This window comes from Alteromonas pelagimontana, from assembly GCF_002499975.2.
GTDB lineage: Bacteria > Pseudomonadota > Gammaproteobacteria > Enterobacterales > Alteromonadaceae > Alteromonas > Alteromonas pelagimontana.
Genome location: NZ_CP052766.1, coordinates 839,802 through 854,482, shown reverse-complemented (window position 1 = coordinate 854,482; position 14,681 = coordinate 839,802). Strand labels below are relative to the sequence as shown.

Annotated in this window: 13 protein-coding genes; 7 read left to right on the top strand and 6 right to left on the bottom strand. The window is 46.7% G+C overall.

The window, feature by feature from the left end; all coding sequences use genetic code 11:
- The first annotated feature begins 2 nt into the window (after positions 1-2).
- From CA267_RS03985 to CA267_RS03955, 7 genes are all read left to right on the top strand, one after another.
- Positions 3-1,232, top strand: coding sequence for an efflux RND transporter periplasmic adaptor subunit (locus tag CA267_RS03985; protein WP_075608688.1), 1,230 nt, complete (start codon positions 3-5; stop codon positions 1,230-1,232).
- Entirely contained in the window at positions 1,232-4,399 is a 3,168-nt protein-coding gene (locus CA267_RS03980; RefSeq protein WP_075608689.1) for an efflux RND transporter permease subunit, read from the top strand. Before CA267_RS03985 ends, CA267_RS03980 begins: the two co-directional genes overlap by 1 nt.
- A gap of 184 nt (positions 4,400-4,583) precedes the next feature.
- Positions 4,584-5,294 (top strand): SIMPL domain-containing protein, encoded by a 711-nt coding sequence (locus CA267_RS03975; protein WP_075608690.1) that lies wholly within the window; start codon positions 4,584-4,586, stop codon positions 5,292-5,294.
- Between the two features lie 116 nt (positions 5,295-5,410).
- Positions 5,411-5,710, top strand: coding sequence for a DUF1289 domain-containing protein (locus tag CA267_RS03970; RefSeq protein WP_075608691.1), 300 nt, complete (start codon positions 5,411-5,413; stop codon positions 5,708-5,710).
- A 69-nt stretch (positions 5,711-5,779) separates the two neighbouring features.
- Positions 5,780-6,604: an HDOD domain-containing protein gene (locus CA267_RS03965; RefSeq protein WP_075608692.1), complete on the top strand. Its 825-nt coding sequence runs from the start codon at positions 5,780-5,782 to the stop codon at positions 6,602-6,604.
- Positions 6,605-6,680: 76 nt separating this feature from the next.
- Positions 6,681-7,502, top strand: coding sequence for a DUF481 domain-containing protein (locus tag CA267_RS03960; RefSeq protein ID WP_075608693.1), 822 nt, complete (start codon positions 6,681-6,683; stop codon positions 7,500-7,502).
- 164 nt (positions 7,503-7,666) lie between these two features.
- A complete protein-coding gene (locus CA267_RS03955) occupies positions 7,667-8,413 on the top strand; it encodes a DUF481 domain-containing protein (RefSeq protein ID WP_075608694.1) in 747 nt (248 codons plus the stop codon).
- 57 nt (positions 8,414-8,470) lie between these two features.
- Here CA267_RS03955 and serA read toward each other — a convergent pair whose 3' ends face one another.
- The 6 genes from serA to CA267_RS03925 form a co-directional block, all read right to left on the bottom strand.
- Complete coding sequence (gene serA, locus CA267_RS03950; protein WP_075608695.1) at positions 8,471-9,700, bottom strand: phosphoglycerate dehydrogenase; 1,230 nt, start codon at positions 9,698-9,700, stop codon at positions 8,471-8,473.
- A gap of 239 nt (positions 9,701-9,939) precedes the next feature.
- On the bottom strand, positions 9,940-10,596 hold the full coding sequence (gene rpiA / locus CA267_RS03945) for a ribose-5-phosphate isomerase RpiA (RefSeq protein ID WP_075608696.1): 657 nt from the start codon (positions 10,594-10,596) through the stop codon (positions 9,940-9,942).
- 71 nt (positions 10,597-10,667) lie between these two features.
- Entirely contained in the window at positions 10,668-11,270 is a 603-nt protein-coding gene (locus tag CA267_RS03940) for a 5-formyltetrahydrofolate cyclo-ligase (protein WP_075608697.1), read from the bottom strand.
- A gap of 4 nt (positions 11,271-11,274) precedes the next feature.
- Positions 11,275-12,663 carry a GAF domain-containing sensor histidine kinase gene (locus CA267_RS03935; RefSeq protein ID WP_075608698.1) on the bottom strand — a complete coding sequence of 463 codons (1,389 nt, stop codon included), beginning with the start codon at positions 12,661-12,663 and terminating at the stop codon, positions 11,275-11,277.
- A gap of 150 nt (positions 12,664-12,813) precedes the next feature.
- Positions 12,814-13,758: a nucleoside hydrolase gene (locus tag CA267_RS03930; protein WP_075608699.1), complete on the bottom strand. Its 945-nt coding sequence runs from the start codon at positions 13,756-13,758 to the stop codon at positions 12,814-12,816.
- Between the two features lie 14 nt (positions 13,759-13,772).
- Complete coding sequence (locus CA267_RS03925) at positions 13,773-14,669, bottom strand: ribokinase (protein ID WP_075608700.1); 897 nt, start codon at positions 14,667-14,669, stop codon at positions 13,773-13,775.
- Between the last annotated feature and the right edge of the window lie 12 nt (positions 14,670-14,681).

Genomic DNA, 14,681 nt, shown 5'->3' with positions numbered 1-14,681 from the left:
TCATGACTTTCGTATACAAAATTTCTATCATTATTTGGGTCACTATGCTGTTGATCGCCTGCAGCGACGTACAAAGCAGTCCCGAAAATCAAGCTAACGCCACACCAGCTATTCCCGTCGATGTGGCACCTGTTGTAAGCCACAATGTCGCCGAATGGGATAACTTCACCGGCCGTCTCGAAGCGCCCCAAACCGTGGCGCTTCGCCCACGCGTTTCCGGCTACATCGACTTTGTCGCTTTTGAAGAAGGCGAGTGGGTTGAGCAAGGCGCAACCCTCTTTTTAATTGATAATCGCGCCTTCAAGGCCGAGGTAAACCGCCTGTCTGCTCAAATTCAAGAGGCAAAAAGCCGCTTAAAGCTGGCACAACAGGATTTTAGCCGCGCCATAACACTAAAAAAAACCGATTCTGTTTCTAAAGAGTTAGTAGATAACCGCGAATCCGCTGTGGATCAGGCACATGCAAATGTGGCTGAAATACAGGCCGCATTAGATACGGCGCGTTTGAATCGTGGCTTCGCCAGAGTAGAAGCCCCCATAGCGGGTCGCGTCTCCCGCGCAAACATTACTGCAGGCAATTATGTTACCGCCGGTCAAACCGTCCTCACCAGTATAGTCTCAACGGAAAAATTGTACGCGTATTTTGATATCGATGAACAAACCTACTTAAACTACATCAGCGAAGCGAAGGGTAAGGTTGCTCATATGAGCCAGCTTCCAGTCGCAATGCGCCTGGTCAACGAACAGGATTATACACATTGGGGGCAGCTTGATTTCGTGGACAACCAGATTAATGGCAGCACAGGTACTATGCGTGTTCGAGCTGTCTTTCCGAACAAAAGCGGAGCCTTGGTTCCTGGTTTGTTTGCTCATCTTAAGCTTGCCGGTGGTGATACCCGCGAACGCATCTTAATCGACGAAAAAGCGATTGGCACAGACTTGAACAACAAATTTGTTCTGATTGTGAATCAGGATAACAGTGTCGCGTATCGTGCAGTGGAGCTCGGTGATAAAGCAGGCAGCATGCGCTTCATCAAAAGTGGGCTGGAGCCAGGTGAAACTATAGTGGTGAACGGGCTGCAGCGGGTTCGGCCGGGAGCTGTCGTCGCGCCCAACGCGATAGAAATGGCAGACGAGCAATCGCTGGCCGAACTACAGGCATGGCAACGTCATCTTGATGACATTGCTGAATTGACAGCCAGCACAATTGTGCCTTCCACAGGATCGAAATAATGCGACTCTCTCAATTTTTTATTCACCGCCCGATTTTTGCGGGCGTGCTTTCACTGCTGATATTTATCGGCGGCGCGATTGCTGTATGGCAATTGCCCATTACAGAATATCCTGAAGTGGTGCCACCTACGGTAGTAGTAACGGCGAATTACCCTGGCGCGAATCCTAAAATTATTGCTGAAACGGTGGCCAGTCCGCTTGAACAGGAAATAAACGGTGTCCAAAACATGTTGTACATGTCTTCGCAGGCGACCTCTGATGGCCGTATGACACTTACCATTACCTTTGCCATTGGTACCAATCCTGATGATGCCACAACCTTGGTGCAGAATCGGGTGAATCGTGCGCTCCCCAGGCTACCGCAGGAAGTTCAGCGTCTGGGGGTTGTGACGGAAAAGTCTTCCCCAAACCTGACCATGGTGGTGCATCTTACCTCACCTGACAGCCGCTATAACATGTTGTACCTTTCCAATTATGCTGAACAAAACGTAAAAGATGAGCTGGCCAGGATTCAGGGAGTCGGGCAGGTTCGTTTGTTCGGTGCCGGAGAATACAGTATGCGAGTGTGGCTGGACCCGGCTAAAATCAGCGCGCTGGAGCTTAATCCAGATGATGTTATTGCTGCAATTCAAAGTCAGAATCAGCAAGCAGCAGCGGGCAGCCTGGGCGCGCAACCTACGGGAAAAAGCGAATTTCAGTTGCTCATCAATGTCCATGGCCGACTTATTGATGAGAATGAATTTGGCGAGATCATTGTTAAAACCGGCAGCAACGGCGAAGTTACGCGGCTAAAAAACATTGCCCGAGTGGAGTTAGGCGCCGATTATTATACGTTGCGCTCGTTGCTGAACAATCAACCAGCGGCTGCGCTGCCTATCTTTCAGGCACCGGGTTCTAACGCTATACAAATATCTGACGATGTTCGCGCCACCATGGCTCGTTTAGCGCAAGGCTTTCCTCAAGGGCTGGAGTACCAGATTGTCTACGATCCTACCGTGTTTGTCCGCGGCTCTATTAAAGCGGTAGTCAACACATTACTTGAAGCGGTGTTACTTGTTGTGCTGGTGGTAGTACTGTTTCTGCAAACCTGGCGCGCTTCCATTATTCCCTTGGTGGCAGTGCCTATTTCACTGGTCGGCACTTTTGCGTTTATGCATCTTTTAGGATTTTCATTAAACGCACTATCGTTATTTGGTTTAGTGCTCGCCATCGGCATAGTCGTCGATGATGCCATTGTCGTGGTGGAAAACGTCGAGCGGAATATTGCCGAAGGTCGAAGTCCTATTGAAGCAACGACCCAGGCGATGAAAGAAGTCACCGGGCCAATTATTGCCACCACCATGGTGCTGGCTGCAGTGTTCATTCCCACTGCGTTTATGTCCGGGCTAACCGGTCAATTTTATAAGCAGTTCGCGCTGACGATTACTATCTCCACAGTAATTTCCGCCATTAACTCACTGACATTAAGCCCGGCGCTTTCGGCGCTGCTTCTTAAACCGCATAACTCGCCTAAAGACTGGTTAACTAAAGGAATGGACAAGGTTTTTGGCCGCTTTATTTTCCAGCCGTTTAACCGTTTATTTGATCGCGGGGCCCACGGTTACACAAAAGGTGTGGGCAAATTGGTGCGTAAAGGCGGTATTGTAATGCTGCTGTACGCCGGGCTGCTAGCATTGACGTATCAACAATTCACCTCAACGCCCACGGGCTACGTGCCTGGTCAGGACAAAATGTATCTGGTGGCATTCGCACAACTGCCTGATGCGGCGTCCCTTGATCGTACCGAAGACGTGGTTCGGCAAATGTCCGAAATTGCCATGGCGCATCCAGGGGTATCAGATGCCATTGCTTTTCCTGGTTTAAACATTAACGGCTTTACCAATAGTCCAAGTTCGGCAGTGGTTTTTACCTCTTTGAAACCCTTCGCCGAACGTACCACGCCAGAGTTGTCGGCAGGAGCCATCGCCGGGCAGTTGAACCAGCAGTTTGGCGCGGTTAAAGGCGCGTATGTGGCAATCTTTCCGCCACCGCCGGTGATGGGATTAGGAACCATTGGTGGCTTTCGTTTGCAGTTGCAAAACAAAGCAAACCTCGGTTTTAACAAGCTCAATGAAGTGACTCAGGAAATTATCCAAAAGGCCTGGGCTGATCCAGTGCTTACCGATACTTTCAGTAGTTTCACAGTCAATGTACCGCAACTGGATGTTGAGGTGGATCGTACTAAAGCGCTGAGCCAGGGAGTAAATATTGATACCTTGTTCAACACCTTGCAGGCGTACTTAGGTTCGGTCTATGTGAATGACTTCAATCTGTTTGGTCGTACTTATCAGGTAAACGTACAGGCAGATGCGCCTTACCGGCAGGACATTGAGCAAATTCGTCAGTTTAAAGTGCGCAATAACCAGAGCGATATGGTTCCTTTAGGATCGTTTCTCGATATCTCGCATACTGCCGGACCCGATCGCGTGATGCATTATAACGGCTATGTAACAGCGGAAATAAATGGTGCGCCAATGCCTGGATTCAGTTCCGATCAGGGTAAAGCGGCAATGGAAAAAATTCTTGAGCAAACGCTGCCAATTGGAATGACGTATGAATGGACCGAACTTACCTATCAGCAGATCCTTGCCGGCGATGCTTCATTGTTCGTATTTCCACTGGTGGTGTTGCTGGTGTTTCTGGTGCTGGCAGCACAATACGAAAGCTTGAGTTTGCCGTTGGCTATTATTCTGATAGTGCCGATGACGTTGTTAAGCGCGCTGATTGGCGTAGCGCTGTATGGCGGTGACAACAATATCTTTACCCAAATTGGATTAATTGTGTTGTTCGGCTTAGCGACTAAAAACGCCATTTTGATTGTGGAATTTGCCAAAGAGCTGGAAGAGCAGGGAATGTCGACACTTGATGCTATTAAAGAAGCCTCGCGGTTGCGTTTACGGCCAATATTAATGACATCTATCGCATTCATTATGGGCGTGCTACCAATGGTGCTCTCTACCGGCGCAGGCGCAGAAATGCGCCAGGCAATGGGTGTTGCAGTGTTTTCCGGCATGATAGGCGTTACATTCTTTGGGCTGATACTAACACCGGTATTTTACTATTTACTGCAAAACCGCAAGCAAGTGCGGGTTATACAATCTACCCAGGTGTTGCCTCACTCCAGCTAAAAAATGGGGCATTTACAGCCGCTCACCAGAGCGGCTTTTTTTATTTCAGTTTAAAGCGAGCATTAAACGAATATAACTTGCTGAGGTACAACAGCCCAAAATTGCCACAATTGAGCATAATTTTGGCCTGGCACAGTTTTAATTTATCGCTATGCTAAGGCTAAACCCTATTTAGGAAGTAACTATGTCGCGCGTATCTTCTGTCATTGTTGGCGTATGTTTAGTGGTAGCTATGGCAATACTCGGCGCCCAACTGGCAAATGCGTTGGTAGAATTTAAAACCTGGGACAGGGTGGTGACCGTAAAAGGTTTGTCTGAACGAGAGTATCCTGCTGATCACGTTATTTGGCCTATTCAGTTTACTGAAGCAAGCAATGATCTCGGAGCGCTATACACCACTATCGAAAGCCACTCAAATACGGTAAAGCAATTTTTGCTGGATGCGGGTATTGCTGAAGGTGAAGTTTCTATCGGCAAGCCGGAAATTACCGACAAGCTTGCACAGCAGTATGGCGGCAACAACAACGCCGAGTTCCGGTATAGCGCAATTCAGACGGTGACAGTGTTTTCTGAGAACGTAGAGAAGGTCCGGACAGTGATGAACAGCATTTCTGCGCTGTTAAAAGAAGGCGTGGTGTTGTCGGTGCAACAGTACAATGCCCAGACCGAATATGTCTTTAGTCGCTTAAATGAGGTGAAACCGCAGATGATAGAAGAGGCGACGCTTAATGCACGTGAAGTAGCTCAGAAGTTTGCAAAGGATTCTGAGAGTCGGCTTGGAAAAATTAAACAGGCTAATCAGGGGCAGTTTTCCATTTCTGCCCGCGATAATCACCATCCGCATATTAAGAAAGTGCGAGTGGTATCAACAATCCAATACACCTTGGTCGATTAACGGGTGAGCGAACAATTAGCATTCTCAGTAGATCTAATGCGATTTGCCTGGTCCTGCTGGTATACTTGAATGACTTGTAATCAGAAGTTGCGAATCGCGCGTGAGCAAGAACGATAATGGCATCAAATAGCGATCCTGCCGCCAGGCAGCTAGAGTTTTTTGCCGTGCCCAGCCCTTGTATTGGCGTGTGCCAGTCGGGGGGGCGGGGCTATTGTATTGGTTGCTATCGCAGTAGAGACGAGCGTTTGTATTGGCTTCAAGTAGACGATGCGACACGTAGAAAGATTATTGCTGCCTGCCAACGCCGTAAACAGCAAGCGCTGCGGCGCAAAACCTCTGTAAAATCCAGCGACGCGCCTGTGCCTCAACAACAAGACTTATTCGGATACGATGATAATCCACAAAAGCAGGATTAAAGAAGCTGTGATTAATCCTCTGACAGGTATAATTGCCGTTGATTTAATCGGGAAGGTTTTTCAGTAGTAATGACTTTGGAAAAATATGTGGCTTTTGCTACACAATCTTTTACGCTACCTGGCGTGTGTATAAAAATAAGAGATGTTTTAGACGATAGGCGCTCTGGCGCCGAAGATATCGCACGTCTTATTGCCGTTGATCCTTCCCTTACCGCCAAAATTCTGCGTCTCGCCAACAGCGCGTTATTTCGCTTTCCTTCTCAAATAGAATCCATTGCAAAAGCAATAAATGTGATTGGCGGCGAAGCTTTATATAATCTGGTGGTGGCTGAAACGGCAAATACTGCCTTTCAGCATTTTGGTTCGGATTTGATTCGGCTCGATAGGCATTGGCAGGAATCGGTATATTGCGGCATGGTGGGAAAGCATCTTGCCAAGCAAAGCGGGATTCGCGGCAGTGAGCGGTTTTTTGTCATGGGAATACTGCAGAATTTAAGCGAATTAGTTGTCGCCAAACGAACGCCAGAACGCTATAAAGCTTACACCAACAGCGATGATTCCTTATTACCGTGGGAAAGACAGGAGCAACATTTTGGCTTCTCCTTTGCTGCCTGTAGTGGCACGATAATGGAACAATGGCGGCTCCCTATGCCCTTGTATTTCGCAGTAAAAAATCTCCATAATTTGCAAAAACAGGCAACTGACGCGGATATTGCTTTGTTAGCTTGCGCACAACGCGTTACAATTCGGGAAAATCGCCGGGAAACCTTCGCTAATATTGAATTGCTTCCCGCGCAAATGACCAACGTGCTCACAGTTGGAGACGAAACACTGGATACCGCAGTAAGTTTCGCAAATAAAGAAACAGAAAAAGTTTCATCTCTGCTTAATTAAAAAACGGAACCTAGAAATAAGAGCCAGGGACGGGTGTGTATGACATGCGCTAAATAATCACAACAGAATAAAAGATATGCATTACCAATCTGTCACATGTTTATTGGTTCTGTCCCTGTTATCGTTACTGGGGGGCAGCGCTTCTGCTTGGGCTGACGATCGTAACCTTATCCAGACGCTTTATCATTCAGAATTTCAGGCCTATGCCGACGATGGTGAACCCAGCTTTTCCCTGGATGGTGAATTAGGTATTCTTGCCGCAACGGGAAATACCAATGCGTCGTCGGTGAAAGCGGGAGTGACATCAGAACATGAAACTCGCTACTGGAACAATTACTATTTTGCCCAGTTGCTGTATAAGCAGAGTGAGGTGGAGCGTGATGGCAAAGATGTTCGCGAAGTCACTGCGCAGCGTTTTTTCGGTTACGCGCAATTTGATTATAAACTTGCCACACCCGGCAGCCGCCTGTTCATGTACGGCGACTATGAAAATGACCAGTTTAACGGCTATAACTACCGGGCGTCTCTGGCTACCGGTTGGTCGCAACGGGTTTGGAATGATGACGAAAGTCTATTTAAATATAGCATAGGTCCAGGTTACACATTTGTATCGGCTGAGGATGGCACAGTGTCAAACGTCAATAACGGTATTGTGTTGCGAGCTTCTGCTGAATATCAATACCAGTGGTATACAGGCGCTAAATTTCGGCAATTTATCAGCACGGAAGCCGGGGCAGATAACATGAAGTCGCGGTCGGAAACCACCATGTCTGCTAATATATTTGATTCTCTGGCCATGAAACTGTCATTTGTACTAAGTCATGAAACCGCTCCGCTACAGGATGTCGAAGGGTTGAATACAGAAACTAGCGTGTCCATCGTTTACCGATTCTTTTAAATAATTCAAACGTTTTTGCACCAGTTAATGTAAAGGCAGCCTACCCAGCCATCATTGATTAAGGTGTAGATACGCTTACAGCGAAAACTTACGCGCACTGACTTATCTTCTTTTTATGCAGTGGTCGGTGTGGCACACGTATCAACATTAAATAGGAACTTTACATGAAAAAAACAGTACTTGTTACCGCACTTGTCGGTGTAATGGGCGCGTCTAATGCCATGGCGCAGGACGATCAAAAAGCGTTTTCTCTGGAAGGTGGCTTGGGCTTTATTTTTACCACGGGTAACACTGACAGCACGTCAATCAGCGGTTCATTAGAGTCACATCAGGAACTCGAGCGCTGGAGTAATGACTACAACATCGAAGGGCTTTATAAAAAAGAATCGGTAGAAAATGATGCAGGCGAAGATGAAGATCGTACTTCAGCTCAGAAGTTCTATGGCTCTGCGCAGGCAAACTACAAGTTGGATAACCCAGATTACCGTCTATTCGGCTTCGGTTCTTACAAAGATGACAGATTCAGCAGCTTTAATTATCAGTCGACTGTTGCTGCCGGTTGGAACCAACAGATTTGGGAAAGCGATCGTCAGTCTCTGGAATACTCACTTGGTCCGGGTTATACGTGGCAGGAAACGATAGAAGGCGAAAAGCAAAATGGTTTCATTGTTCGTGCTTCTGCAGCTTATCAGTGGTTGATTTCTGATACATCCAAGTTTACGCAGACATTGAGTACGGAAGTTGGTTCTGACAACACGAAGTCTCGTTCGGAATCTGCACTAACCGCGACTATTAGCGGAAATTTGTCAATGAAAGTCGCCATTAAATTGGATCATAACTCCAATGTAGACTCAGGAATTGAGAAACTGGATACCGAAACCGCCGTAACGTTAGTGTATAGTTTCTTTTAAAGAATGAAGAACGCCGCTGTGAGCGGCGTTTCTTATAATTTCGATTAGCTAAAACGATTAATGCAGGATGCGGGTTTTAATCGTACCGTCAATTTGCTGCAACTGAGCAAGCGCTTCATAAGCCTTATCCGCTTCAACATCCACTACTACATAACCAATATCGGCACTGGTTTGTAAGTATTGTGCAGCAATGTTAATTCCTTTTTCAGCAAAGGTCTGGTTAATTCGGGTAAGTACGCCAGGACGGTTTTGGTGAACATGCAATAACCTTGAACGCCCTGGATGATCGGGTAACGAGACTTCAGGAAAGTTAACCGCAGACAGAGTAGAACCGTTATCACTGTATTTGGCGAGTTTGCCAGCCACTTCAATGCCGATATTTTCCTGTGCTTCCTGAGTGCTGCCGCCAACATGGGGAGTAAGAATTACATTATCGAAATCTCGCAGAGGTGACAGAAATTCCTCATTATTGGATTTAGGCTCAACAGGGAAAACATCAATGGCTGCGCCATTTAGGTGCTCACTTTCTAGCGCATTGACCAGTGCATCAATATCAACAATGGTACCACGAGAAGCATTAATCAAAATGCTGCCTTTTTTCATGTGAGACAGCTCTTTCTCACCAATCATATTTTTGGTTTGTGCCGTTTCCGGTACGTGCAGGGAGACGACATCTGAGGTTGCCAATAAGGCTTCCAGCGTTTTAACCTGCGTAGAGTTCCCTAACACCAGTTTATCTTCGATATCAAAAAACTGGACTCGCATGCCCAAATGTTCGGCTAAAATGCTTAACTGGGTACCGATATGGCCATACCCAACAATGCCAAGGGTTTTGCCGCGAGCTTCGTACGAACCAACCGCACTTTTTTCCCATTCGCCGCGGTGCGCCTTAGCATTCTTCGAGGGCACGCCACGCAGCAACAAAATTAGCTGCCCAAGCACCAGTTCTGCGACTGACCGTGTGTTTGAGAAGGGGGCGTTAAACACAGGAATTCCGCGCACCTGGGTAGCGGTCAAATCTACTTGATTGGTGCCAATACAAAAGCAGCCTATAGCAACAAGTTTCTGAGCGGCTTCGACAACGGCTTCAGTAATGTGAGTGCGTGAACGAAGGCCAATAAAATGCACATCTTTTACTTTTTCAATTAATTCATCCTCAGGTAACGATGTTTTCAGATATTCTATATTGGTGTAGCCGTTGTTCTTAAAGGTTTCCACAGCACTATGGTGAACACCTTCTAAGAGCAGAATTTTGATTTTATCCTTGGGAAGTGAAACTTTACTCATTGCCTTTGCTCTCAAACTGAAGGGAAAATAAAAAGACATCTGGACGTCTATATGGATAAAATAGCAGAAGTCGTAGGTGGTTAAAAGCGCTTTTTTACGCAAGTGCTGTTGGTTTAAAGATTATCTCTCAGAAACAACGTTACATTGCTTCTATCGCAGTATTAGGTTTGCGTACTGAAGCTAAGGGAATAAACCAGCGCAAGAAGCTGACGCCATGGCATCGGCTTCTTGCATGAATGTTACTTGAAGGTGGCTACACCGTTATCGGTAGCGGCAAGGACCACATCTGCGCCGCGTAAGGCAAAAATCCCATTAGTGACAACACCCGCAATATTATTGATGGTGGCTTCTAACTCTCTGGGATTAATAATAGTAAGATTGTGAACATCAAGAATGACATTGCCGTTGTCGGTAATAACACCTTGCCGATAAACCGGATCTCCACCTAATTTCACCAGCTCCCGCGCTACATACGAGCGAGCCATGGGAATCACTTCTACAGGTAAGGGGAACTTTCCCAGTACGGGCACTTGCTTTGAATCATCGACAATGCATACAAACGTCTTGGCTACAGCGCAAACTATTTTTTCTTGCGTTAATGCTGCACCACCGCCTTTTATCATATGCTTGTGTTCAGTGACTTCATCAGCGCCGTCAACATAAATAGAAAGACTATCAACGTCATTTAGTTCAAAAACTTCAATGCCTAGCGCTGACAGACGATCAGTAGACGCTTTAGAACTGGACACCGCACCAGCAAAGGTGTGTTTGATGGATGCGAGTGCATCAATAAAAAAATTCACGGTGGAGCCGGTACCGACTCCAATGACAGTATCAGGTTTAATGTATTCCAGAGCTGCCAGTGCAACAGCCTGCTTTTTTGCGTTCTGATCCATAACCACTCCTGTTCGGTTTTGTCGAAGTTTACCTGAAAATTTACCGCGATTGGCAATCAACAGTTAACTTTTTAGTGATTCCTTTTTGTTCGGATGATTTGAGTGGGAGTGATGACGCCATCAAGTGGCACATCCCAGGGTTGAATGGGTAGCGATTCTGCCTGTTGGCAGTCGTGTGCAACGCCAAAAAGTAACGGCTGTTGGGCGTAGTTTTTCAAATTCGCTAAAGTGCGATCATAAAATCCCCCCCCCATGCCAAGACGATTTCCTTGCTCATCAAATCCGACTAACGGCATAAATATAAGCGTATGTTCACTTAGCAGCCGTATTGCCTGGCAGGCGAGCTGTGGTTCAGCGATATTAAACCTGTTTCTGGTCATCGAGGTATGCAGGTGGTAATCCAACATCAATAAATGCGTTTTGGTAACAGGATGAAGTACAGGCAGGGAAGTGGCAATGTCTCGCTGCCAGCACGCAGCAAGAGTAGGCGCCAGGCTCACTTCTCCGTCATTGGCTAAGTAGGCCGCAATCCGCTTTGCCTGAGCGAGTTCCGGCATACTCTGCACCTGCTGGCATATTTGCTGTGCAGCTTGTGCCTGCTGGTTTTGAGATAGCGCGCGGCGGGCTTGACGAAACTGTCGGCGTAACGCCATACGATCATTAATAAGAGACATCTTTTTATTTTTTATCTTCGCTTAAATATTGATTTAGAATATGGATCAACGCGCCAACTTCAACAGGTTTAGTAAGAACGGCGTCTAAGCCATCGGCAAGCAGTTTGGTTTTATCAGTAATGGCAGGGTTGGCTTTAATAGCAAGTTTTACGTCACTAGCGGGCGCTTGCGCGTCGGCAATATCTTGCGCGGTAGGTGGTGCAACAGGAATACTTATTTTAAACGTTGAGCCGCTGCCCGCGTGGCTTTTAACCGTAATCTGACCTTCCATCAAGTCAACTAAGCCTTTGGTAATGGCCAAACCTAGCCCGGTGCCTTCAAATTTTTTCGCATCGTCAGTACGATGATACGGTGAAAACAGGCGTTGCTGTTCTTCTTCACTGATGCCGATACCTTCATCCTTTACTACCAGAACAAGTTGCTCCTGAGCATAAAAAATCTGGCAGATCACGTTTTTAGTGGCAGGTGTATATTTAATGGCGTTGCTAAGTATGTTTAGCACAATCTGACCAAATTTAGTGTCGTCCAGTTTCATCACTGGCGGCAGACTGTCATCGATGTGCCACTGAAAGGTTACATTCTCGTCTTCAGCGCGAACATTCATTAACGTAAATAAATGAACAAAAAAATCTTTGCTGGTAATCACTCGGGGCAGCAGTGTTAATTTACCGGTTTCAAGCTGCTGGATATCCAGAACCGAGTTTACAATTTCTAATAATCTGTCTCCGCTCTTTACGATGTGGGTAAGCGATTCCGAAAAGAACTCCGGTAAATTTGTCGCTTTGGCTTCCTTTTTCAGTAACCTGCTGAACGTATTAATGGCGTTCATTGGCGTACGAATTTCGTGGCTTATATAGGATAGAAATTCAGACCTGAAATGATTTATTCGTCGCAGTTCCTGGTTTTTCTTTCTAAGCTCTAACTGCGAGATGACCGCCCGACTTAATGTTTTTAATGCTTGCTTCTGCGTACAAGTCAGCGTTTTCGGTTTGCTGCTAAGCGCGCAAAGCGTGCCGATGGCGTGTCCGTTGGGCGTGATCAGAGGCGCGCCAGCGTAAAAACGTATATTGGGGCTTTTCTCTACTAAAGGGTTATCTTTAAAGCGAGGGTCTTTTGATGCGTCGGCAACTTCAAATACTTCGTCCTGCAAAATGGCGTGAGCACAAAAAGCGACATTGCGCGACGTTTCGGTTTCATTAATACCCACTTTTGATTTAAACCATTGGCGGTCAGAATCTATTAAGCTTACCAGGGCGATGGGAGTACCGCAGATTTGTGAGGCAAGTTGTGTGAGTTCGTCAAACAGCGCTTCAGCTTCGGTATCAAGAACGTCATAGCTCAGCAGGTCGGAAAGACGTTGTTCTTCGTCAAATGGCTTTGGAGCAATATGCATGAATCAGTCAATCCTCAAAATAAAAATCAGCAAAGGATGACAATGTAGACACTGGAACCCTCCGCGGGTTCCAGTATCTACCTAACCTGAAACAGGAATAATACTAATCCACCTTGATGTGTGCTCACTCAGCGCATCAGTATGAATTGCTTATAACGCGTAAGTGGAAACAAATAAGTCTTCCAGGCCTTTGCGATCAACTTCGGTTGCTACTTTGACCTTACGCGCATTTAGCCACAGTGGGCTGGCGGTGGTGCCTTCAGGTGCGACAACGGTTTGTCCGCGATCAAGTTCACCTGTACCAACGCGAGCATAACCTTCAGTAAACTCAAATAACTGTGGCTGAATCAGGTGCGCTAGTGGAAAGGCGTCATGAAAACAGCACACGCGTTCTTCACTGTCTTTGGTGTAAAAATCAATGTAGAACTGCGCAGACTTCTGCACGAAGCCGCCGAGGGTAGAATTTTTTTCTGCTAGTGAATCAACGAATGACGCTTTAAACCGAACGACATTGGTAACATCAAGGCCAAACATGGTGATATCCCAGTCAGCAGCAAACACAATTTCGGCTGCATGGGCATCGTTCCAGATATTAGCTTCAGCAATTGGCGTTACATTGCCCGGTACGAAGGCAGCGCCTCCCATAATGCTCACACCTTTCACCAACTTAGGAAGGTCCGGTTCCAGCCGCAGAGCTAAGGCTAAATTTCCCAGCGGCCCAATGGCGACAAGGGTAATTTCTCCGGGATACTTTTTGGCCATATCCACAATAAATTGTGCGGAACTGCGCGGATCTAACTCACGCTGCGTCGCAGCCGGAAAGTCAATATTGCCAAAACCGTCATCGCCATGCACGAAATGCGCATAGGAAGATTCGGGGCCCACCCATGGCATACCGACGCCTTTGGTGACAGGAATGTCTTTACCCGCCAATTCACATAACGTAAGGGCGTTTTGCGCAGCCATAGTAACCGGCACGTTGCCAAACACTGTCGTCAGGCCCAATACTTCAATGTCAGGCGCTTGAAAGGCAAAAAAGATTGCCATTGCATCATCAATACCTGGATCGGTGTCCAGAATAATTTTGTAACTCATAATTTACTCTTTAATTATTTGTGGTGCTTTGCTAGGAACCGGTCTACTTCTTTTTCGGAAGGAATCGACTGTGCGGCGCCCTGACGGGTAACGGCGATTGCGGATGCAGCGCAGCCTCGTTTTAGCGACTGTTTGGCATCTGTATGAGTGGCGTAGGCAGAAAGAAAATAGCCGATAAAGGTATCTCCGGCTGCTGTCGTATCGATGGCATCGACAACGTAGGCATCCACTTTAATGACATCATTCTTTCTGATCATTATCACTCCCGCTTTGCCAAGGGTAATGATGACTTCAGCGTGAGTCCAATGGGCTTTGAAATACGCAATAATCTCATCAAGCGTGTCTTCACCGGTAATGGCTGCAGCTTCGGTTTCATTAACGATAAGCAAATCGACACAATCCAACGGCAGATCTTTTACCGAGTCGCTCATAGGCGCTGGGTTAAAGGCAACTTTTAAATGCTTGGCTTTAGCTTGCCTGAGAACTTCATCAATGGCACTGGTTTCGTTTTGCGTAAGTACCCAATCTGAGGATGTGGTGTCTAGCAGAGCTTTGCGAACTGTGTCGGGAGTAATAGTTTGATTGGCTCCGCCAAACAGGACAATGGCATTTTCGCCATTGGGAGTCACCTGAATGATAGCGTGACCGGATGGCGTTTCATCACATTTGACGTACCGGCAATCTACACCGTGTTTTATCAATGTCTGTTTGAATGATGCATCCGTTTGGCAAACGCTTCCGACGTGTTTTACGTCGGCTCCAGCTTGCGCTAATGCGATAGACTGATTTGCGCCTTTTCCGCCAAGTAACTGCTGATAGAGCGTCGAAGCCAGGGTTTCACCGGGTTTAACAAAATGGTGAACCTGATACACGTGGTCGATATTAATCGAACCAAAATTTATTATTGCCATTTCTACTTCCGT

Excerpts from the sequence above, each read along its gene's own strand:
- CA267_RS03985 (WP_075608688.1), top strand. The coding sequence starts at position 3 with ATGACTTTCGTATACAAAATTTCTATCATTATTTGGGTCACTATGCTG.
- CA267_RS03980 (WP_075608689.1), top strand. The coding sequence starts at position 1,232 with ATGCGACTCTCTCAATTTTTTATTCACCGCCCGATTTTTGCGGGCGTG.
- CA267_RS03975 (WP_075608690.1), top strand. The coding sequence starts at position 4,584 with ATGTCGCGCGTATCTTCTGTCATTGTTGGCGTATGTTTAGTGGTAGCT.
- CA267_RS03970 (WP_075608691.1), top strand. The coding sequence starts at position 5,411 with ATGGCATCAAATAGCGATCCTGCCGCCAGGCAGCTAGAGTTTTTTGCC.
- CA267_RS03965 (WP_075608692.1), top strand. The coding sequence starts at position 5,780 with ATGACTTTGGAAAAATATGTGGCTTTTGCTACACAATCTTTTACGCTA.
- CA267_RS03960 (WP_075608693.1), top strand. The coding sequence starts at position 6,681 with ATGCATTACCAATCTGTCACATGTTTATTGGTTCTGTCCCTGTTATCG.
- CA267_RS03955 (WP_075608694.1), top strand. The coding sequence starts at position 7,667 with ATGAAAAAAACAGTACTTGTTACCGCACTTGTCGGTGTAATGGGCGCG.
- serA (WP_075608695.1), bottom strand. The coding sequence starts at position 9,700 with ATGAGTAAAGTTTCACTTCCCAAGGATAAAATCAAAATTCTGCTCTTA.
- rpiA (WP_075608696.1), bottom strand. The coding sequence starts at position 10,596 with ATGGATCAGAACGCAAAAAAGCAGGCTGTTGCACTGGCAGCTCTGGAA.
- CA267_RS03940 (WP_075608697.1), bottom strand. The coding sequence starts at position 11,270 with ATGTCTCTTATTAATGATCGTATGGCGTTACGCCGACAGTTTCGTCAA.
- CA267_RS03935 (WP_075608698.1), bottom strand. The coding sequence starts at position 12,663 with ATGCATATTGCTCCAAAGCCATTTGACGAAGAACAACGTCTTTCCGAC.
- CA267_RS03930 (WP_075608699.1), bottom strand. The coding sequence starts at position 13,758 with ATGAGTTACAAAATTATTCTGGACACCGATCCAGGTATTGATGATGCA.
- CA267_RS03925 (WP_075608700.1), bottom strand. The coding sequence starts at position 14,669 with ATGGCAATAATAAATTTTGGTTCGATTAATATCGACCACGTGTATCAG.